At 53.8% G+C, this 18,741-nt stretch carries 18 protein-coding genes; 3 read left to right on the top strand and 15 right to left on the bottom strand.

The window, feature by feature from the left end:
* The first annotated feature begins 25 nt into the window (after positions 1–25).
* A complete protein-coding gene (locus FRY98_RS13355; RefSeq protein ID WP_148452481.1) occupies positions 26–805 on the top strand; it encodes an HAD family hydrolase in 780 nt (259 codons plus the stop codon).
* Between the two features lie 47 nt (positions 806–852).
* Here FRY98_RS13355 and FRY98_RS13350 read toward each other — a convergent pair whose 3' ends face one another.
* The 14 genes from FRY98_RS13350 to pdhA form a co-directional block, all read right to left on the bottom strand.
* On the bottom strand, positions 853–3,135 hold the full coding sequence (locus FRY98_RS13350; RefSeq protein WP_148452479.1) for a type IA DNA topoisomerase: 2,283 nt from the start codon (positions 3,133–3,135) through the stop codon (positions 853–855).
* A gap of 163 nt (positions 3,136–3,298) precedes the next feature.
* On the bottom strand, positions 3,299–4,786 hold the full coding sequence (locus tag FRY98_RS13345) for a glutamate synthase subunit beta (RefSeq protein WP_148452477.1): 1,488 nt from the start codon (positions 4,784–4,786) through the stop codon (positions 3,299–3,301).
* A gap of 125 nt (positions 4,787–4,911) precedes the next feature.
* Entirely contained in the window at positions 4,912–5,412 is a 501-nt protein-coding gene (locus tag FRY98_RS13340; RefSeq protein ID WP_148452476.1) for a dihydrofolate reductase, read from the bottom strand.
* 29 nt (positions 5,413–5,441) lie between these two features.
* A complete protein-coding gene (gene thyA / locus FRY98_RS13335; protein ID WP_148452474.1) occupies positions 5,442–6,236 on the bottom strand; it encodes a thymidylate synthase in 795 nt (264 codons plus the stop codon).
* Positions 6,237–6,291: 55 nt separating this feature from the next.
* Positions 6,292–6,888 carry an AAA family ATPase gene (locus tag FRY98_RS13330; protein WP_148452471.1) on the bottom strand — a complete coding sequence of 199 codons (597 nt, stop codon included), beginning with the start codon at positions 6,886–6,888 and terminating at the stop codon, positions 6,292–6,294.
* Positions 6,889–6,903: 15 nt separating this feature from the next.
* Positions 6,904–7,341 (bottom strand): NUDIX hydrolase, encoded by a 438-nt coding sequence (locus FRY98_RS13325; protein ID WP_148452469.1) that lies wholly within the window; start codon positions 7,339–7,341, stop codon positions 6,904–6,906.
* Positions 7,342–7,359: 18 nt separating this feature from the next.
* Entirely contained in the window at positions 7,360–7,818 is a 459-nt protein-coding gene (locus FRY98_RS13320; protein WP_148452467.1) for a GNAT family N-acetyltransferase, read from the bottom strand.
* A gap of 113 nt (positions 7,819–7,931) precedes the next feature.
* Entirely contained in the window at positions 7,932–8,786 is an 855-nt protein-coding gene (locus tag FRY98_RS13315; protein ID WP_148452465.1) for an undecaprenyl-diphosphate phosphatase, read from the bottom strand.
* Between the two features lie 521 nt (positions 8,787–9,307).
* Positions 9,308–9,643 (bottom strand): cupin domain-containing protein, encoded by a 336-nt coding sequence (locus tag FRY98_RS13310; RefSeq protein WP_148452748.1) that lies wholly within the window; start codon positions 9,641–9,643, stop codon positions 9,308–9,310.
* A gap of 43 nt (positions 9,644–9,686) precedes the next feature.
* The gene (locus tag FRY98_RS13305) at positions 9,687–10,394 is read right to left on the bottom strand and encodes a hypothetical protein (protein WP_148452463.1); all 708 of its coding nucleotides are present in this window, start codon (positions 10,392–10,394) and stop codon (positions 9,687–9,689) included.
* A gap of 177 nt (positions 10,395–10,571) precedes the next feature.
* Positions 10,572–11,987, bottom strand: a complete 1,416-nt coding sequence (lpdA, locus tag FRY98_RS13300; RefSeq protein ID WP_148452461.1) for a dihydrolipoyl dehydrogenase — start codon at positions 11,985–11,987, stop codon at positions 10,572–10,574.
* A 4-nt stretch (positions 11,988–11,991) separates the two neighbouring features.
* On the bottom strand, positions 11,992–13,314 hold the full coding sequence (locus tag FRY98_RS13295) for a dihydrolipoamide acetyltransferase family protein (protein ID WP_148452459.1): 1,323 nt from the start codon (positions 13,312–13,314) through the stop codon (positions 11,992–11,994).
* 42 nt (positions 13,315–13,356) lie between these two features.
* A complete protein-coding gene (locus FRY98_RS13290) occupies positions 13,357–14,337 on the bottom strand; it encodes an alpha-ketoacid dehydrogenase subunit beta (RefSeq protein WP_148452457.1) in 981 nt (326 codons plus the stop codon).
* A gap of 36 nt (positions 14,338–14,373) precedes the next feature.
* The gene (gene pdhA / locus FRY98_RS13285) at positions 14,374–15,441 is read right to left on the bottom strand and encodes a pyruvate dehydrogenase (acetyl-transferring) E1 component subunit alpha (RefSeq protein ID WP_148452455.1); all 1,068 of its coding nucleotides are present in this window, start codon (positions 15,439–15,441) and stop codon (positions 14,374–14,376) included.
* A gap of 255 nt (positions 15,442–15,696) precedes the next feature.
* Between pdhA and FRY98_RS13280 the strand changes: the two genes are divergently transcribed.
* Positions 15,697–16,425: an alpha/beta hydrolase gene (locus FRY98_RS13280; RefSeq protein WP_148452453.1), complete on the top strand. Its 729-nt coding sequence runs from the start codon at positions 15,697–15,699 to the stop codon at positions 16,423–16,425.
* A 740-nt stretch (positions 16,426–17,165) separates the two neighbouring features.
* Here the strand turns inward: FRY98_RS13280 and FRY98_RS13275 are convergent.
* The gene (locus tag FRY98_RS13275) at positions 17,166–17,801 is read right to left on the bottom strand and encodes a trimeric intracellular cation channel family protein (protein ID WP_148452451.1); all 636 of its coding nucleotides are present in this window, start codon (positions 17,799–17,801) and stop codon (positions 17,166–17,168) included.
* Between the two features lie 140 nt (positions 17,802–17,941).
* Between FRY98_RS13275 and FRY98_RS13270 the strand changes: the two genes are divergently transcribed.
* Positions 17,942–18,583 carry a thiamine diphosphokinase gene (locus FRY98_RS13270; RefSeq protein WP_148452449.1) on the top strand — a complete coding sequence of 214 codons (642 nt, stop codon included), beginning with the start codon at positions 17,942–17,944 and terminating at the stop codon, positions 18,581–18,583.
* Positions 18,584–18,741 lie beyond the last annotated feature (158 nt).

Genomic DNA, 18,741 nt, shown 5'->3' with positions numbered 1-18,741 from the left:
CTTTTCGCCAAAGGAGTGACCTCAGATGAATCTGCCGCTGCGGCAGCAACTTATTTTTGACCTGGATGATACGCTGGTGCATTGCAATATCTATTTCGATCGCATTCTCGATGAATTTGCCGAGCTGATCGTCGATTGGTTCGGCGATTCCCGGATTTCGGCCGAAGAAGTCCGCGGCAAACAAATCGAAATCGACGTCGCCGGGGTGCAAAAAATCGGTTTCGTCAGCACCCATTTTCCCCAGTCCCTGATCGATACGTACCGGTATTTTTGCAGGCTGCTTGGCCGCGAAACTCGGCTGGCCGAAGAGGATAAGCTGCTCAAGCTCGGGATGAGCGTTTACGACCAGGAGGTCGAACCCTATCCCGGGATGGAGATGACGCTGGAGCTGCTTGCGAGTCACGGTCATGAACTCTACCTTTATACGGGCGGCGAAACGGTGATCCAACAGCGCAAGATCGAACAGATGAAACTCGCCGCCTACTTTCAGGATCGGATTTACATCCGTCGGCACAAAAATATCGATGCGCTGGAAGAAATTCTGTCCTCCCGGACTTTTGACCGTAACAACACCTGGATGATCGGCAACAGCTTGCGGACGGATATCGCTCCGGCGCTTTCCGCCGGAATCAATGCGGTTTATATCAAACACCCGACCGAATGGTCCTACAATGTGATCGAATTGAAAAAGACGATGGATACGCAAATGTACACCGTCTCCTCCCTGACCGAAGTGCCGGCGATCATCGCCGAGAGCGTCGCGGCCCGGCAGCGGAAGCATAACGTCGCATCGTCGAAGAAGTAAAAACAGCCGCCCGGGACCTGATTTAAAGGTCCCGGGCGGCTGTTCTGTTATACGGTTGGCGATGCGGCGCGCTCCACCTCCAGCTTGCCGGTTGAACGATCCGCAAGCCGGATCCGCGCCTTCATCTCCCCGTCCGGCTGCTTGAACGTAAGCAGCTGGGTTTGGCCTTTCTCCAGCAGGGCGTTCAGCATCGGGAGGGAGATCTGCTTGCCGGCGAATTCCTTCCAGATGACAAAGCCGCAGCCCTGCTTGAAATGCGTGCAGCCGTACCCTTTGCGGCCTTCGATCAACTGGCCGCCGCAGCCTTCGCGCGGGCAGGGCGCCAGCGGCTGCAGTCCGCCGGGACCCGATGCCGCCGATCGACGGGCCGCTCCCGCCGGCTTATCGCCCGCGGCTTTCCTGCCGCCGGTGTCCTTGGCGGCGGCGGACTTCCTTCCGCCGGCTGCGCGCCCGCGCTTGCCCTTCTCCGCTTCGCCCGGCTCGAATAACGAGGCGTCCGCCTTCGGCTGGGTGCGGACCTTCTCGATAATCGAAATGGTGAACCGTTTCACGTTCTCCATAAATGCCTCCCGGGCGGCCTCCCCCTTCGAGATCTGATGAAGGCGGCGCTCCCAATGCCCGGTCATCTCCGGTGAGGTCAGCAGTTCGACGCCGGCGTGGCGGATCAATTCGATCGCCGTCCGGCCCTTTTGCGTGACCGTGATCCGTTTCCCCTGCATCGTAATGTAGCCGACTTTCTTCAGCCGTTCGATCGTTGCGGCCCGGGTCGCGGGCGTGCCGAGCCCCGCTTCTTTCATCGCTTCGCGAAGCTCCTCATTCTCAAGCTGCTTCCCGGCGCTTTCCATCGCTTTCAGCAGCGTCCCTTCGGTGTAAGCCTTCGGCGGCTGGGTCGCCTTCTCCTTGGCTTCCGCTTCGGCGCATCGGACCGGCGCGTTCCGGTCGATCGTAAACGGTTCGCTGACCAGCTCTTCCGCCTCGTCGTCTTCCTCTTGCTTCTTGCCGCGTCCGGAAGTTTTCCCGGCGTTGTCCTCCCCCGGTAGACAAACTTTCCACCCCAGGGAACGGAGCTCTTTGACATTCGTTTTGAACGTTTCGCCTTCGACTTCCGTCAGGACCGTATGCTGCTTATATTCCGCCGGCGGATAAAAATGGGACAGAAAGCGGCGGACCACGAGATCATAGATGTTCTGCTCCTCTTTGCCCAGCGCCCCCGGACGGCGCAGTGTAGGCAGGATGGCATGGTGATCCTCGACCCGGGACGGATTGCACACCGACTTGTTGTTGACGTTCACGATCCCCGGATTTCCGCCTTCCGCCAGTTCTTTGTATGGCGTTGATTTCAGCATGTGCAGCGCCTTGTGCATCCCGTCGATATTCTGCTCGGTCACATAGTTCGAACTCGTCCGGGGATAAGTAATCACCTTATGTTTCTCATACAGCGCCTGAGCCAGATCGAGCGTTTTCTTGGCCGAATAGCCGTACTTGGCGTTGGCCTCCCGCTGCAGCAGCGTCAAATCGTAAAGCCTGTAAGGATATTCCCGCGTATCCTTCACTTCGTATTCCGCGATCCTGCCCTGCTTCCCGCGCACCTTGTCCGCTATGGCGGCGGCACGGTCTTTATCCGTCAGCCGCTCGCCCTGCCAACTGCCGGTATACCGACGGTCGCCCTGCTCAAACAGCGCCTTGATCTCGTAGTAGGTCAGTGAATCAAAGTTTTCGATCTCCTTCTGACGGTCGTAAATCAGCGCCAATACCGGCGTTTGTACGCGTCCGACGGACAACAGGGTTCGGTGCTTCGTCGTAAACGCCCGCGAGGCGTTCATGCCGACGAGCCAGTCCGCTTCGCTGCGGGCCCGGGCCGCCGACGTCAGATTATCGAACTCGGCGCCGTCGCGCAGCTTCTCGAACCCTTGGGCGATGCTTTCGGCCGTCAAATCGGAGATCCAAAGCCGTTGAACCGGCTGCGTCAGCTTCAACTGCTGCTGGATCAAGGCGAAAATATACTGCCCTTCCCGCCCGGCGTCACACGCGTTGACGACTTTGTCGCAGCGTTTGGACAGCTCGCCGATCGTTTTGAGCTGATCCTTCGTCCGCGGGTTGGGGACAATCTTAAACCGTTCCGGCAGTATCGGCAAATCGCCGAAGTTCCACCGTTTATACTTTTCGTCGTAGGCGTCAGGCTCGGCCAAACCGAGCAGATGACCGATCGCCCAAGTGATAATGTAGCGATCCCCCTCCAAATAGGTCCGGTTGTTCTTCGCCTTCGGCTCGATGACCGCGGCGATCGTTCGCCCCATGTCCGGTTTTTCGGCGATAACGAGCGTTTTCATTGGTACGGGCCCCACTTTCCTAGCTTCCAAAGCGTTAAAGCTTCCAGAAAATAATAGAATTCATAAGTATGCTCAAGAAAAAGGGCCGCGCGCCGCGCAGCCCTGTAGCTGAATCTATTATATCATATTTTTGGAGTCCACTGAATACCGGAAGCTCGAAAAACTAGGCGAGAACGGTGGCGCCCATCAGGAATTTATCCACTTCGCGCGCCGCTTCACGGCCTTCATGAATAGCCCATACGACGAGGCTTTGCCCGCGCCGCATATCCCCGGCCGCAAACACTTTCTCGACATTGGTGTTGTACTTACCGTAGCGGGCTTTGACATTGGTCCGGCGGTCCGTTTCCAACCCCAGTTCGCCAACGATTCCCTGCTCCGGCCCGTCAAAACCGATCGCGATCAGCGCGAGCTGAGCCGGAAACACCCGTTCCGTGCCGGGAATCGGCTGGTAAATCTTGCGTCCCGTCTCATCCACAATACGCTGGATTTGCACTGTGTGCAGCTCCTTCAAATTCCCCTGCTCATCCCCGACGAACTTCGTCGTCATGATGGAGAACTCGCGCGGGTCGGAGCCGAACAGCGCTTTGGCTTCCTCCTGCGCATAGTCGAGAGAATACACATTCGGGAACTGCGGCCAAGGGTTATTGATGACGTCCCGCTCCAACGGCGCTTTGGCATGGGTACCGAATTGGGTGACGCTGCGGCACCCGTGCCGCAGCGATGTCGCCACGCAGTCGGAACCGGTATCCCCGCCGCCGATGACGATGACGTCCTTGCCGGCCGCCGACAAATACTGACCGTCCTGCAGCCCGGAGTCGAGATAGCTCTTGATCGTCCCGTTCAAAAATGGCATCGCGTAGTGGACGCCCTTCAAATCGCTGCCTTCGATATTGAACTCGCGCGGCTTGGTCGCACCCCCGCAGAGCACGACCGCGTCGAATTCGTCCACGAGCTGTTTGGCTGGAATATCCTTGCCGATTTCCGTATTGGTGACGAACTTCACACCTTCCGCCGCAAGCAGATCCACTCTGCGCTGTACAACAGCCTTATCGAGCTTCATCGTAGGAATTCCGTACATCAGCAAGCCGCCGATCCGGTCGGAGCGCTCGAATACGGTCACTTCATGGCCCGCCTTGTTGAGCTGAGCCGCGCAAGCCAGGCCGGCCGGACCGGAGCCGACGACGGCAACCCGGCGGCCGGTGCGATGCTTCGGAGGCTCGGGCACAACCCAGCCTTCCTCGAAGCCTTTATCGATGATCGCTTGCTCGATCGTTTTGATCGTCACGGGCTGTCCGATCAGCCCTACTGTACATGAGCCCTCACAAGGAGCCGGGCAGACTCTTCCCGTAAATTCGGGAAAATTATTCGTTTTATGCAGCCGATCCAGCGCTTCCTTCCACAGGCCGCGGTACACCAGGTTGTTCCATTCCGGAATCAGGTTGTGCACCGGGCAGCCGGAGGTGCCTCCCGTCATATCCATTCCCGTATGGCAATATGGCGTGCCGCAATCCATACAGCGGGCGCCCTGCGTCCGGAGTTCCTCGTCCGACATATGCTTATGGAACTCCTGCCAGTCCTGAACCCGTTCGGACGGGCTCCGGTCCGCAGGAAGCTGTCTTTTATATTCCATGAAACCCGTTGGTGTTGACATCTTAAACTTCCCCCATCCGTTTTAAGCGAGAACTCCCAGGCGGTGAAATTCTCACATTTCAGTGTATCTTGATGTTAGCATCCGGGGGAAACGTTATTAATGGATTATTGATATGATAATTTGCACTATTGCGCAGCGGGCTTCTGCCGCTCATAAGTCAAAAAGCGGTAACTGTAAGGATTCTTCTCATCACGAATTCCCTCTTTTTCCTGTACAAGCCTAAACTCCGACCATTCGAAATGCGGAAAAAACACGTCCCCTTCCACGTCTTCGTCGATCTTGGTCACCAGCAGCTTGTCGGCATACGGAAGGAAATGGGAGAATACGCCCGCACCACCGATGACCATCAGTTCTTCCCCTTTTGCGAACTCCAAAGCTTCCTCTACGGAGTGAACGATTTCCGCCCCTTCCGCCCGATAAGCATGGTCCGCGGTCAGGACAACGCTGCGCCGGTTCGGAAGCGGTTTGCTCCCCATCGATTCCCAGGTTTTCCGGCCCATGACCATCGTCTTTCCGGTGGTCTGCTCTTTAAAAAACTTCAAATCAGCCGGCAGCCGCCAAGGCAGCTGGTTGTCGCGGCCGATCGCCCCGTTCTTCGACATGGCCCAGATCAGGGTAATTCCCATCCGTCTTGCCCCTTTCTTTCGGATTTCCGCTATACGGCAACGGTAGCCTTAATCGTCGGGTGATACTGATAACCTTCAAACTCGAAGTCTTCGTAAACATAATCGAAAATCGACTCCGGTTTGCGTTTGATGATCAGGCGCGGCAGCGGATAAGGCTCGCGCGTCAACTGCGTCTTCACCTGCTCCAGGTGATTGCTGTAAATATGGACATCCCCTCCGGACCAGATGAACTCGCCCGGCTCGAGCCCGCACTGCTGGGCCACCATATGCGTAAGCAGGGAGTAACTGGCGATGTTGAAAGGTAACCCCAGGAACGTATCGACCGAACGCATCGTCAGCATGCAGGAAAGCTTCCCTCCCGCCACGTAAAACTGAAATACGAAGTGGCAGGGCGGCAGCTTCATATTGTCGATCTCGGCCACGTTCCAGGCGCTGACCAGGTGCCGGCGGGAGTCGGGATTCTTCTTGATCGCTTCGATCACATTCGCGATCTGGTCGATCCGGCGGCCGTCCGGTGCCTCCCAGGCGCGCCATTGCGAGCCGTAGACCGGTCCCAAATCCCCGTTCTCGTCCGCCCATTCATCCCAGATTCGCACGCCGTGCTCTTTGAGGTAGGCGATATTAGTTTCGCCCTTCAAAAACCATAACAGCTCATGAACCACCGATTTCAAATGGATGCGCTTGGTCGTAACCAGAGGAAAACCCTGACTGAGATCAAAACGCAGCTGTCTGCCGAAAACGGAGAGCGTCCCCGTCCCCGTGCGGTCTTCCTTCGGTGTTCCGTTATCTAAAATGTCCTGCAACAAATCCAAATAATTTCTCATTTTCAACACCCTCTATCGATCAATTGACATCTTGTTTATTATATCAGAGGTCGTTCTATTTCCCAATCCGGATATGCTTTAAAGTAAGGATCGCCCGGTCCCAAGCCTTCTGCAGCTTGGTTCGCTCGTCGGGCTGCAGCGGGATGCCGCATTCGGCGGCAATCCGGCCGACCACCTCGTCCCGGCTCAGATGATCGGTGTCCAGATGCTCCCCGAACAGCGGATTCGCGAGTCCTTCCAGGCAGCGCTCCACCTGCCGGGCAGGCCAGGAATTATAGCCGTCGCCCCGCCCCTTCAGACGGGCCAGCAGCACATCGCGCGAGGCCCATAAGGTAAAATGGCGCACGCCGACCCCCTCATCCCTTAGCCTGCCTACGATTTCGTTAAAGTAGACGGGATGGGTCACGGTCATCGGAACGATGAGGATGCCGTCAAATTCGGCGGCGATATTTTTCAGCATCGCATAGTTCATCTCGCGCCACATGGGATAGTCCTGAAAATCATCCTTCTCCATCCCGCCCGGAATTCGCTTCCGGATGAAATATCCGACGTCTTCGGGATCATACACAAAAGATCCGGGAATTCTCCGGTGGAGCGGATAGGCGGCCGAAGTTTTGCCGGAGCCGAAAGCTCCGTTGATCCATATGATCATTCCTCTCTCCTCCGTCTAGGTCTCTTTCTCTTGACCTTCATCGCAGTAAGGAACCTCGTCCCCGCTGCTTACCAGTCCGCTGATGCCTGCCTCGTAATACGGCATCAGGGAATCCGCCAGGTCCACGTTGATCCAGGAGACCGCGGATATCTCCGCAGGGACATTCGTTTTCTCCGTCCCGCCAAGACGGTCGGCGCGGAACGTAAGCAGCAGATAATGCTCTTGTTTTTCAGGAAAAATCACTTCGTTCACCGCGGCCACCCCGCGAACGGCAATCTCGATGCCGGCCTCTTCTCTCACCTCGCGGATAAGCGCCGTTTCCAGGGTTTCCCCGGGCTCCACCGTCCCTCCGGGCAAAGTCCATGTGTCCCGGTTATCGAGGTTTTGTACCATTAACACCTTTTGGTTGTCGGGACTGGCGATCAAGGCGTAGACAATATCGATTCTTTTCATGCTATGCCTCCCCTTGCCTTATAGAGTCAAATAATAATGGAAAAATTCCGTGTCACGGACATATCCCAGGCTTTCATAGAGCTTTTGCGCGGAAAGGTTGTCCGGGGCGGTTTCCAGGGCAAGCCCTTTCGCTTTGGTCAGACGCGCCATGTCGGCCGCGGCATCCAGAAGCTTTCGGCCGATGCCTTGCTTGCGCCATTTCTCCGGAACGAATAAATCGTTCAGTACCCATGAGCGCTGCATGGAAATCGACGAATACGTCGGATACAACTGGACAAAGCCAACCGGTTGGCGACCGTTCTCTACCCTTGCCAGCAAAATAACGGACTCCCGGTGCTCCATCAATTGAAACAGAAAAGCTTCGGCTCCCGCCGGATCGGACGCTTGCCCGTAAAACACCCGGTATTGATTAAACAGCTCCGCCACATCTTGCAGGTCGCCAAGCGAAGCCTGGACGATCATTAGTTTTGCGCTCATCAAAGCACCTTCCTCCAGCCGTATTCTTGCTTTAACTTCTTCTATACTATAAGAATTAACAAAAAAAGCCCAGTGCCGAATCTGTTTCTTCGGACTGGGCCTCATGACTTTGTTTAGTGGAACAAGCCGGCAATCCCGGCGATCAGGACGATAATCGCAAAAATCATCCGGTAGTATACGAATACCTTCATCGGTTTCTTTTGCAGGTACGAAATAAACTTGCTGATGACGGCGAGCGCGACGAGGAACGAAACGACAAAGCCGACGCCGAGCGAAATCAGTTCGGTCGAAGTCATCGACGAAAATCCGCCGATCTTCACGATTTTCAGGAAGCTCATCCCCACCATGACCGGGATCGCCAGGAAGAACGAGAACTCCGCCGCCGCCACCGTGGTCAAGCCCGCTACCCAGCCGCCGATGATCGTCGAAGCGGAGCGCGACATGCCCGGAATAATGGCGAGGCATTGGAAAGCGCCGATGATCAGCGCTTGTTTGACCGTGACGTTCAACTCGTCGCCTCCGCCGCCCAGTCCGTTGTTGCGGAATTTTTTCTCCGCGTAAAGCATCCACAGTCCGCCGAAAAACAGCGTGAACGCCACGACAACCGGCGTAAACAGATGCTCATCCGCCCAGTCGTTCAGCAGAACGCCGAACACGCCTCCCGGGATACAGGCGATCGCCAGCATCAGCCAAAAGCGGAATCCCGACTTTTCAAAACCGACCTTCTGCGGGAAGAAGTTGACCAGCGTATCCTTGATTTTGCCCCAATACAGGACGATGACGGCCAAAATCGCTCCCAGTTGAATAACGTACGTATACATCTCCACATATGAGGGGGTCGTCCCATTGAAGCCCAGCAAATTTTCAAAGATGACCAGATGGCCCGTGGAAGATACCGGCAAAAATTCGGTGATCCCCTCCACGATCCCCAAAATAATCGATTTCAGGATTGAAAAAATAGTTTCCATAACTTCGAGATCTCCTTTTTCCAGAACACATTCCGTTATTAAATATTCTCGCGGTTAAATCGATCTGCGCTGCCGCCGGCTGAACCGCAACATCCATCCTATCATAAGATTCGTCAGCCAGGCTACCACCGAATGCGTATTCCCGACATGCGGCTCGATTTTTTTTGCCAAAGGCGGGCATGTACCCTACATATTATTGCTGTCGCCGCATGCATATTCTTCTTCCCGGAAATTCCGCCATCGGCAAACTACCGCCCGATTCTCTCCGCCTGACGAGTGCGGCAAGCCGTCCTCTATTATATACCTGCCCAATACCAAAGTTCAAAAAAAGCCGACGCCAGAATTCATCCAAGATGATCCTTGCGCCGACCCTGTCCGTGCCCGATGGCTTTCCGAAACGCAGTAAGCAGGGCCCCGTGAGGCTTAACCCCCTTGACGAGGGAACATGCCGACATCCTTTTTTGGCTGTTTTGGCAATCCTTGCACTTGCCTGCGCGTTATGTATCAGACCTTAAAGGTCCTTAAGTTCCTCGTTCCTCTTCTGTTCCGCCCGGTGCCGGATACCGGTCATCTGTCGTGCTGGGCTGAGAAATCACCAAAAACTCCAAGTCTTCGCCGGATTTATTGAACACTTGATGGGGCAGATTCGGCGGGACATTCAATCCCTCATGGGCCCGCAGTACCGTTTCGATTCCTCCGGCCTCGAGGGTCATTGTCCCCGTCAGCACAAAGAAAAATTGTTTCGCCTGTTTATGAAAATGCCGGGTTTCACATGTTCCCGGAGGCATTTTTTCATGGATGATGCTTCGGTCCTGTTCATGTACCAGCCGCCAACCATCGCAGCGGTCTCCCCACATATAATGCTCCGCGTTCTTTTTGCTAATCAAAAAAACAGCTCCTTTATTTTTCCTCCACAAAACGGGTTCCGTCGAATTGAAACACCTGGAGCGTCGTTTCGCGCTCGCCCTTCACCGTCTCGTCATCGTCTTCAAGCCGCGTCAAAGTCTGCCAACTGAAAAGAGTATCGTCAATCACCTGATAACTGCCGGCGACAAGCGAATGTGCACCGGTGATCATCGCGTTGCGTTCTTTAAGGACACCTTTCCACGCCTCCACCCATTTTCCGTTCTTCACATACCACAGGTGGGCGTATTTCACATCGATGCCCGTTCCGCCCGTACGTTCGACCGTTTCATATAACACTCTGGAATCCGTTTCAACCGCGAGCCCCGGATGCAGCGCCTCCACCTTCCAGTCCTTTTCGGCAATCAGCTTGTAAGTCCCCGCTTTCGTCCGGTCAAACACGAAGAAATGGCCCAGATGGACGCCTCCGTCAATACCCGCGATCACCTCAAGCTCCTTGTCTTCGTCCAGCTGCACTTCAATAAAAGTCAAACCCTCGAAATAGTAGTTTGCTTTCCTGGCCCCCTGTTGTTTGATCCATTGAGTCACCTGTTTCTTGGATATTGCCTTTTGGGTCTGCGGCGTAGTTTCGGAATTGAGCTTGTTCTTGATTTCGGCCTTCGCCGGCCCGGATAGCACCGTGCCCGCGGCGAACATCAGGACGCAGACCGCAAGCTTCCACCCCATCGCTCTCCTGTTCTTCATCTCTTCCTCCCCTATGACGGTTCTATTAATAACTAAACGTAGCCAAAACCGGAAAAGTTCGGCCTGAACGCCAAAAAAAGAGGGCAAGACCCAACTTGCCGGTCCTGCCCTATCCATATGCTTAGGAGATCCGCATCCGCCGGATAACCGGAGGACGCGAGAGTAATAGCTCAAAAATTAACGGGAGATAACATGAATCGGATGACCTTCAACGAGTTCAGCCGTTTCCATCACGATTTCACCCAGCGTAGGGTGAGCGTGGATCGTGAGCGAAATGTCTTCCAAAGTGGCGCCCATTTCGATCGCAAGGCCAAGCTCCGCAATCAGGTTGGAAGCTTCGATCCCGACGATTTGTGCGCCGAGAACCACATTGTTGTCGGCATTGGCCACAATCTTGATGAAGCCGTCAGGCTGATTCAGCGAAGTCGCACGGCCGTTGCCCGCGAACGGGAACTTGCCCGCTTTGACGTTGAAGCCTTTTTCCTTGGCTTCTTTTTCCGTGTAGCCTACGCTTGAGCATTCCGGATCGGTAAATACGACCGCAGGAATCGCTTTGTAGTCCACGACGGATGGAAGACCGGAAATCACTTCGGCGGCCACTTTACCTTCATAAGAAGCCTTGTGCGCCAGCGCAGGTCCGGCAACGATGTCGCCGATCGCAAAGATGTTCGGATTGCTGGTGCGCCCTTGATGGTCAACTTCCACCAGACCGCGGTCCGTCAGCTTCACACCGGCCAGTTCCAAGCCGAGGTCGCCGTCCGTGTTAGGACGACGGCCAACCGTTACGAGCAGGTAGTCCGCCGTAACTTCTTTGGTTTCGCCGTTTACGGAGTATTTAACCGTTACGTCCTTGTCCGTTTGCTCAGCGCTTTCGGCCTTGGCGTTGGTGATGATTTCGATGCCCGTTTTCTCCATGCTCTTCGTGACGAGACGGGTCATATCCTTGTCAAAGCCTGCGAGTACGCTGTCCATTCCTTCGATAATCGTCACTTTCGTGCCGAATTTCGAGAACATTTGACCGAGTTCCGCGCCGATATAACCGCCGCCGATTACGATCAGGCTGTTAGGAATTTCTTGCAGATCGAGCGCTTCGGTCGAGGACAGGATGCGTCCGCCGAACGGGAAGGCTTTCAGCTCGATCGGACGGGAACCTGTAGCCAAGATGCAATGCTTGAAACGGTAACGCGGCGATTCATGGTCGTTAAAAGCACGAGCTTCGTTTTCGTTGATGAACATGACTTCACCGCTGAAAACTTCGATCTTGTTGCCTTTCAGCAAACCGGTTACGCCTTGGGTCATTTTCTTAACGACGCCGTTTTTGAATTCTTGCGTTTTCTTGAAGTCCACTTTCACATTTTCCGCGGTGATGCCGAACGCGTCGGCATGTTTCGCGGATTCGTATTGGTGCGCAGCGGAGATCAGGGCTTTCGAAGGAATACAGCCGCGGTTCAAGCACACGCCGCCAAGCTCCGATTTGTCCACGATCACCACTTTTTGGCCCAGCTGGGCGGCACGAATGGCCGCCACGTATCCGCCGGGACCGGCACCTACAACTAATGTATCAATATCCAGAGAAGCGTCTCCTACTACCATATTGTTACACCTCCATAACGAGCAGCTCAGGGTTGGCGAGCAGCTGTTTGATATAGTTCATGAAGTTTTGAGCCGTTGCGCCGTCGATCAGACGGTGGTCGAAGCTGAGCGACAGAGCCATAACCGGAGCCACGACGATTTCGCCGTTCTTCACGACCGGCTTCTCGCTGATGCGGCCTGTACCCAAGATCGCCACTTCAGGATAGTTGATGATCGGCGTAAAGAACATGCCGCCTGCGGAGCCGATGTTCGTGATGGAGATGGTGCTGCCCTTCATTTCGCTTGCGGACAGCTTACCTTCCCGGCCGCGGGCCGCCAGATCGCGGATCGCGTCGGCGATCATCCAGATGCTCTTACGATCGGCATCTTTGATAACAGGCACGATCAGACCGTTGTCGGTATCGGTAGCGATCCCGATATCGTAATGTTTCTTGTAGACGATCTCGTTGTTCTCCTCGTCGATCGATGCGTTAAGCGCAGGGAATTGACGGGAAGCCGCTACGAGCGCTTTTACGATGAACGGCAGGTAAGTGACTTTGATGCCTTTCTTCTCGGCGATCGGTTTCATGCGGGTACGGAACGCTACCAGCTCGGTCACGTCCACTTCGTCCATAATCGTTACGTGCGGAGCGGTGTAAGCCGATTTAACCATGGCGTTCGAAATCGCTTTGCGGATTCCTTTGAACGGAACGCGTTCTTCTTCCGCGCTCACGCTTGCAGCCGCGGAAGCCGCCGGTGCCGCAGGGGCGTCCGCGCTTTGCGCAGCGCCGGATGCCGCAGGGCTTGCTGCGCCGCCGCCGTTTTTGAACGCGTCGACGTCTTCGCGCGTGATTTTGCCGGCTTTACCGGAGCCGCTCACTTGCGTGATGTCGATGCCTTGCTCACGGGCGTATTTACGCACGCTTGGCGTTGCCAGCACTTCGCGGTTAGGTGCAGCTGGAGCCGCAGGACCGTCGGTGCCGCCTTCTTTGGCTGCCGCAGGGCTGGCCGAAGCCGGGGAGTTTTGCGTATCCGCTGCGCCTTTCGCCGCGTCGGCTTCTTGCGCGCCGGCTTGCTCAGGAGCGGATTCCTGCTCCGGAATGTCGCCTTCCGCGTCGATGACGGCCACGACTTGGCCAACGCGGAAGATCGCGCCGTCCGAACCGAACACTTCAAGCACCGTACCGTTTACCGGACATGGGACTTCAACGACCGCCTTGTCGTTTTGTACCTCCATGACGATATCTTCATCTGTTACTTTGTCGCCGGCTTTGATGTGCATTTTAATAATTTCGCCTTCATGCAAACCTTCGCCGAGCTCTGGGAAGCGATATTCAAATTTTGCCACCTGGAAGACCTCCTGTTTTTCAATTTTTCGTATGCCGTTTAATTAAAATTCAAGTACTTTGTTGACGCCCTCGATGATGCGGGCCGGAGTCGGAAGCCATTGATCTTCGATTTGCGCGAACGGATAAACGGTATCCGGAGGCGTAATGCGAAGCACTGGGGCTTCCAAGTGCAGGATCGCTTTTTCGTTGATTTGAGCGATGATTTCAGCGGCCATGCCGGCGGATTTCTGAGCTTCCTGCACGACGATCGCGCGGTTCGTTTTCTTGATAGATGCAAGAATCGTATCGATGTCCAGCGGCACAAGCGTGCGCAGATCGATGACTTCGGCTTTGATGCCTTTGCTCTTCTCCAGTTCTTCCGCCGCTTTCACCGCGGTATGAACCATCATGCCGTAGGCGATAATCGTGACGTCGGATCCTTCGCGAACCACGTTCGCCTTGCCGAGTTCTACGGTATATTCGCCTTCAGGCACTTCCGCGCGGAAAGCATGGTACAAGTTCAAATGCTCCATGAAGAATACCGGGTCATTGTCGCGGATCGCGGAGATCATCAGGCCCTTCGCATCGTATGGGTTCGAAGGAATCACCAGTTTAATACCCGGAGTTTGCGCAATCAAACCTTCCAGGGCGTCGGTGTGCAATTCAGCGGCTTTAACCCCGCCGCCGTATGGCGTACGGAATACGACTGGCGCATGATAGCGGCCGCCGGAACGGTAACGCATGCGGGCAGCCTGTACGAGAATTTGGTCCAACGCTTCAAAAATAAAGCCGACAAACTGGATTTCCGCAACAGGACGGAATCCTTGGATTCCCAAACCGACGGCCAGACCGCCGATCGCGGATTCGGCCAGCGGCGTGTCGAATACGCGCTCTTCGCCAAATTCCTTTTGCAGTCCTTCCGTTACGCGGAATACCCCGCCGACATTACCTACGTCTTCCCCGAAAAGCAGGACGTTCGGATCCCGATTCAACTCTACGCGCATCGCATCGCGGATTGCTTCTTTCATATTCATTTGTGCCATTGCTTCTTATCCTCCTCATTAGAACTTCTTCAAGGCTTATTGAAAATCGGCTTTTTGCTCTTCCAGATGCTTAGGCGTTTGCTCGAACATGCTGTCGATCAGACCAGGAATCGTCATCTTCTCGGTTTGTTCCGCCTTCTTGATTTGCTCGTTCACTTTCGCTTTCGCTTCTTCTTTCACGCGAGCCGTATCTTCTTCGGTCCAAAGGCCTTTCTTCTCCAAGTACTTGGCAAGACGGGCGATCGGGTCCTTCTCGCTCCATTGTCCTTCTTCTTCTTTCGTACGGTATTTGCTCGTATCGTCAGAGAGGGAATGCGGACGGAAACGGTAAGTCACGGCTTCGATCAAAGTAGCGCCTTCGCCGTTACGGGCACGCTCGGCGGCTTCTTGAACCGCGCTGATGACGGCGAACACGTCCATCCCGTCGATCTTCACGCCGCGAATCCCGGCGGCAACCGCCTTATGAGCAATGGACAAAGCAGCGGTTTGTTTCGAGAACGGAGTCGTAATGGCATAGCCGTTATTTTGCACAAAGAAAATGACCGGAAGTTTGTAAACCCCAGCGTAGTTAAGCGCTTCGTAGAAATCGCCTTCGGACGAACCGCCGTCTCCCGTGTAAGTAATGGCGACTTGTTTTTGCTTCTTCAATTTGTAGCCCATAGCGATCCCCATCGCATGAAGCACTTGAGCGCCGATAATGATTTGTGGCATAAGTACGTTGACGCCTTCCGGAATTTGTCCGCCGTGCTGATGGCCGCGGGAATACAGGAAAGCTTGATAAAGCGGAAGACCATGCCATACGAGCTGCGGCATATCGCGGTAGCCCGGGCAAACGAAGTCGTTCTTGTCCAGAGCGAATTCACTGCCGACCATCGTAGCTTCTTGACCGGATACCGGCGCATAAAAGCCGAGGCGGCCTTGGCGGCCCAGGTTGATGGCGCGCTCATCCCATGTGCGGGTGAATACCATACGGTACATTAATTCTTTCAATTGATCATCTGTCAAGTTCGGGACTTTATCTTTGTTAACAATCTCACCATCCGGCGAAAGGACGGTTAAAGCCTCGACTTCCTCGGTATATACTTCATAAGGAATCTTGCTCATTTTCTTCACCTCGACAAAATATTTGATTATCATGTTCCGCTGTTATAGAATTATTATACATCTGTTTCAGTCGTTAAGTCAAAGGAATTGCGCATAAATGACTTAATTTTTTATCTTTGTTTGTATAACAGCAGTAACACAATTATGTAACACAATCGGGTCCTGGTAGTGAATGCGTTTACCTCTCCCAGGGCTATCTTAACGTAATGAGAGGTCAAAAGCAAAATATCAAGACGATAAGGAGCGAGCCGAATTATGACGGATTCACGCTATTTAAAGCGGACTATTGTCAGGGAGGAAATCGACTGCGACAGCTTGGGGGAGAAGCGAAAATTACGCATTTACCTCCCGCCGGGCTATAACGAAATTCTTAGTTACCCTGTCGTCTACTGTCAGGACGGCGAGGAGTTTTTCAACTTCGGGCGAATTGCCACCCATGCGAACAAGCTGATTCTGGATGACGGACTCGAGCCTTTTATTATTGTAGGCATTGAAGTCGATACTACCGTCCGTACGGAAGAATACGCGCCTTTCGGCCATCGGTTCGAAGCCTATTGCCGCTGTATTACAGAAGAGATTATACCCTTTGTAGAACGCAATTATCCCGTGCGGCGAGAGCCGGAGGATCGGGTATTGGCCGGAGATTCGTTGGGCGGATCGTTCTCTCTTCATCTGGCTATGAAAAATCCCAAACTGTTTTCCAAAATCATCAGCCTTTCCGGAGCCTATTACGACCAAACGCTCGCGATGATTGAAGCGGAATCCGATTTGTCCCACCTCTCCCTCTTTATGGTCGTCGGTCTTCAAGAGCAACAATACACCACCGACACGGGGACCTACAATTTCGTGGAGTTAAATCGCCGGGCCAGACAACTGCTTGAAGAACGGGGCGCAAAAGTGGTTTATTATGAAAAGGACGGCAAACACCTTTGGGGATTTTGGCAGCAGGAACTGCCCGAGGCGCTGACGCATTTCTTGCAATAAGATCGACGCAAGCCTTCCTCAGTAGGGTAAGACGGGGGTTTACTCCCCCAGACTCCCCGTCAAACCGTGCATGCGGATTTCCCGCACACGGCTTTCCTTCGCCAGTTCCCCATCTTCAGGAGTGAGCTGTCTTCATCCCTCGCCGGACTGCAATTTCACCCCTGAATTAGGAACGCGTGGTGAGCAAGCTCGTCAGAAATACCATTCCCACTTGTTCTATTCCGTTGCCGCTATTGCCTTCCCCTGAAGGGGTGCGATTATTACTCGTACTCCGTCAGACAAACCTTGATAACATTGAATTCCTGCATATCTGCATGCTTTTTTCCTGTTTGGACTCAAAATTTCTAAATACCTGCAAATCTGCAAGAATTTTCGACGAAACCGGCTCATTTCTCTAAAATCGTTAGAAATTCCTGCAGATTTGCATCCTTTTTTGCATCGCCTCGGGAATCGGCCTAAAATACTTGCAGATTTGCATCTTTTTGGAGTTGGAGGCTTGGAAGCACAACTTGGCGCCTCTTTGGATGTGACATATCCCTTCGATTAGCCATTAAGCACCCTTTCCTTTCGTTATACATCGTAGCTTGAACACTCCTATGATCACACCCCCATCAGATGGTTCTTTGTTTCGCACGCTTCGCGAGCTCAACTGGCTAAAGCCCCAAACAAAAAGGATACCGCCACATTGGGGCGATATCCTTTTTTTCTTTACATTATAGAAAGAAGCTTTATTGCCCGGGCTAACCCTGTTCCGATTTCGTCCCGATGTTTCCCGTACGCAGAGAACGGCTCGGCAGTTTCCATCTATAATGAACGGAAAGCATCCGGAAGAAGACAACCAGGCCGAACAGCAGCAGCAGACCGACGGTTGACGTAAAAAACTTCAACCCTACGGCGAGCCCGGCCAACATCGCCCAAACGGCGTATATTTCATCTCTTAGAACGAGCGGCTTGCGTCCGGCAAGCAAATCCCGGATGATTCCGCCGCCGATCCCCGTCAGAACGGCAGCCACCAGAATGGCGCTGATCGGATGATTCATACCGCTGGCATACAGCCCCCCCTGAATGGCAAAGGCGGACAAGCCGATGGCGTCAAAAAGCGCTTCTGTCTTTTTCCAATGATGAATCCATTTTAGAGGCAGAACGAAAGCGACAAGGACCGATAAAACCGCAAGCATGATTAAATCCCCTTGAGCCCATAGCGTAGTGACGGGAACGCCGATCAACACATTACGGACAATTCCCCCGCCAAAAGCCGTTACAAGGCCGAGTACAAGCACGCCAAGAATGTCATACTCCTCTTCCATCGCCACGAACGCGCCCGACATGGCAAACGCGATGGTGCCGATAATACTGAAAATGTCAAATAAATGCATGCTTACGCTCTGACTCCTCTCTATCACGTTCAGTAACATTTGACCAGTCCATTGTATGCTTGCGCGGTTCAATTGTGCAAGTGAAAAAACTGAACTATACTGGTAATAAGCGGGCCTACAACAGAAAGGGAGTTTTCTTTATGGTAGCGAAACGAGTGCTTATTTTTGCAGGCGGAACGATCGACCCTGATATCATTAAGGAAATCCGGAAAGACGACATGATCATCGGCGCGGATCGGGGGGCTTTATTCCTCGTCCAGCACGGAATCCGTCCCGACCTGGCGGTCGGAGATTTCGACTCCGTCACCCCCGAAGAATTAAAGCTCATCCAAGCAAACAGCCGGGAAATGATCGCTTGCGATGCGGTGAACAAAGATCTGACCGATACGGAGCTCGCCTTCGACCTTGCTATTGAAAGACACGCTTCCGAAGTCGTTATGACCGGCGTTGTCGGCACGCGGCTGGATCATACTTTGTCCAATATTCAAATGATGCTTCGAGGCATGCAGCACCAGATTACCAGCGCCATCTGGGATGCCCACAATTATGTTACCCTAACCGGAACGAGCTGCATCGTCGAGGAGCGCGGATTTAAATATGTATCCCTGCTCCCCCTCACTACAGAGGTGACCGGGATTCATTTGGAAGGGTTCATATATCCGCTGGACAACGCCACGCTCAAAATGGGCCAGTCGCTGGGAGTCAGCAATCGTTTAAAGGGAGACAAGGGAACAGTTCGAATCGAGAGCGGGCTGCTTCTCATTATTCAAAGCAAGGATTAAGGAACTTTGCGTGTTCAAATTAATACAAAAATGTAACCTTTATGACCTCAGATTGTAACTAAAGAAGCATGAAAAAAACCTTGAGAAATCAAGGCTTTTTTCATGCTTCTTTACATTTCCACTTCTTTATTTCTTACTTTTTTGTAAACTTTAATCGT

It is taken from the genome of Paenibacillus faecis (genome assembly GCF_008084145.1).
Taxonomy (GTDB): domain Bacteria; phylum Bacillota; class Bacilli; order Paenibacillales; family Paenibacillaceae; genus Fontibacillus; species Fontibacillus faecis.
Note: the sequence above shows the minus strand (reverse complement) of the source record. Positions and strands in the feature narration are given on the sequence as shown.

What these genes read in the sequence shown, in the direction of transcription:
- FRY98_RS13275 (WP_148452451.1), bottom strand. Translation starts at nt 17,801, where the DNA reads ATGCATTTATTTGACATTTTCAGTATTATCGGCACCATCGCGTTTGCC.
- FRY98_RS13320 (WP_148452467.1), bottom strand. Translation starts at nt 7,818, where the DNA reads ATGAGCGCAAAACTAATGATCGTCCAGGCTTCGCTTGGCGACCTGCAA.
- thyA (WP_148452474.1), bottom strand. Translation starts at nt 6,236, where the DNA reads ATGAGAAATTATTTGGATTTGTTGCAGGACATTTTAGATAACGGAACA.
- FRY98_RS13330 (WP_148452471.1), bottom strand. Translation starts at nt 6,888, where the DNA reads ATGATCATATGGATCAACGGAGCTTTCGGCTCCGGCAAAACTTCGGCC.
- FRY98_RS13325 (WP_148452469.1), bottom strand. Translation starts at nt 7,341, where the DNA reads ATGAAAAGAATCGATATTGTCTACGCCTTGATCGCCAGTCCCGACAAC.
- FRY98_RS13350 (WP_148452479.1), bottom strand. Translation starts at nt 3,135, where the DNA reads ATGAAAACGCTCGTTATCGCCGAAAAACCGGACATGGGGCGAACGATC.
- FRY98_RS13345 (WP_148452477.1), bottom strand. Translation starts at nt 4,786, where the DNA reads ATGTCAACACCAACGGGTTTCATGGAATATAAAAGACAGCTTCCTGCG.
- FRY98_RS13355 (WP_148452481.1), top strand. Translation starts at nt 26, where the DNA reads ATGAATCTGCCGCTGCGGCAGCAACTTATTTTTGACCTGGATGATACG.
- FRY98_RS13340 (WP_148452476.1), bottom strand. Translation starts at nt 5,412, where the DNA reads ATGGGAATTACCCTGATCTGGGCCATGTCGAAGAACGGGGCGATCGGC.
- FRY98_RS13305 (WP_148452463.1), bottom strand. Translation starts at nt 10,394, where the DNA reads ATGAAGAACAGGAGAGCGATGGGGTGGAAGCTTGCGGTCTGCGTCCTG.
- pdhA (WP_148452455.1), bottom strand. Translation starts at nt 15,441, where the DNA reads ATGAGCAAGATTCCTTATGAAGTATATACCGAGGAAGTCGAGGCTTTA.
- FRY98_RS13290 (WP_148452457.1), bottom strand. Translation starts at nt 14,337, where the DNA reads ATGGCACAAATGAATATGAAAGAAGCAATCCGCGATGCGATGCGCGTA.
- FRY98_RS13310 (WP_148452748.1), bottom strand. Translation starts at nt 9,643, where the DNA reads ATGTGGGGAGACCGCTGCGATGGTTGGCGGCTGGTACATGAACAGGAC.
- lpdA (WP_148452461.1), bottom strand. Translation starts at nt 11,987, where the DNA reads ATGGTAGTAGGAGACGCTTCTCTGGATATTGATACATTAGTTGTAGGT.
- FRY98_RS13315 (WP_148452465.1), bottom strand. Translation starts at nt 8,786, where the DNA reads ATGGAAACTATTTTTTCAATCCTGAAATCGATTATTTTGGGGATCGTG.
- FRY98_RS13270 (WP_148452449.1), top strand. Translation starts at nt 17,942, where the DNA reads ATGGTAGCGAAACGAGTGCTTATTTTTGCAGGCGGAACGATCGACCCT.
- FRY98_RS13280 (WP_148452453.1), top strand. Translation starts at nt 15,697, where the DNA reads ATGACGGATTCACGCTATTTAAAGCGGACTATTGTCAGGGAGGAAATC.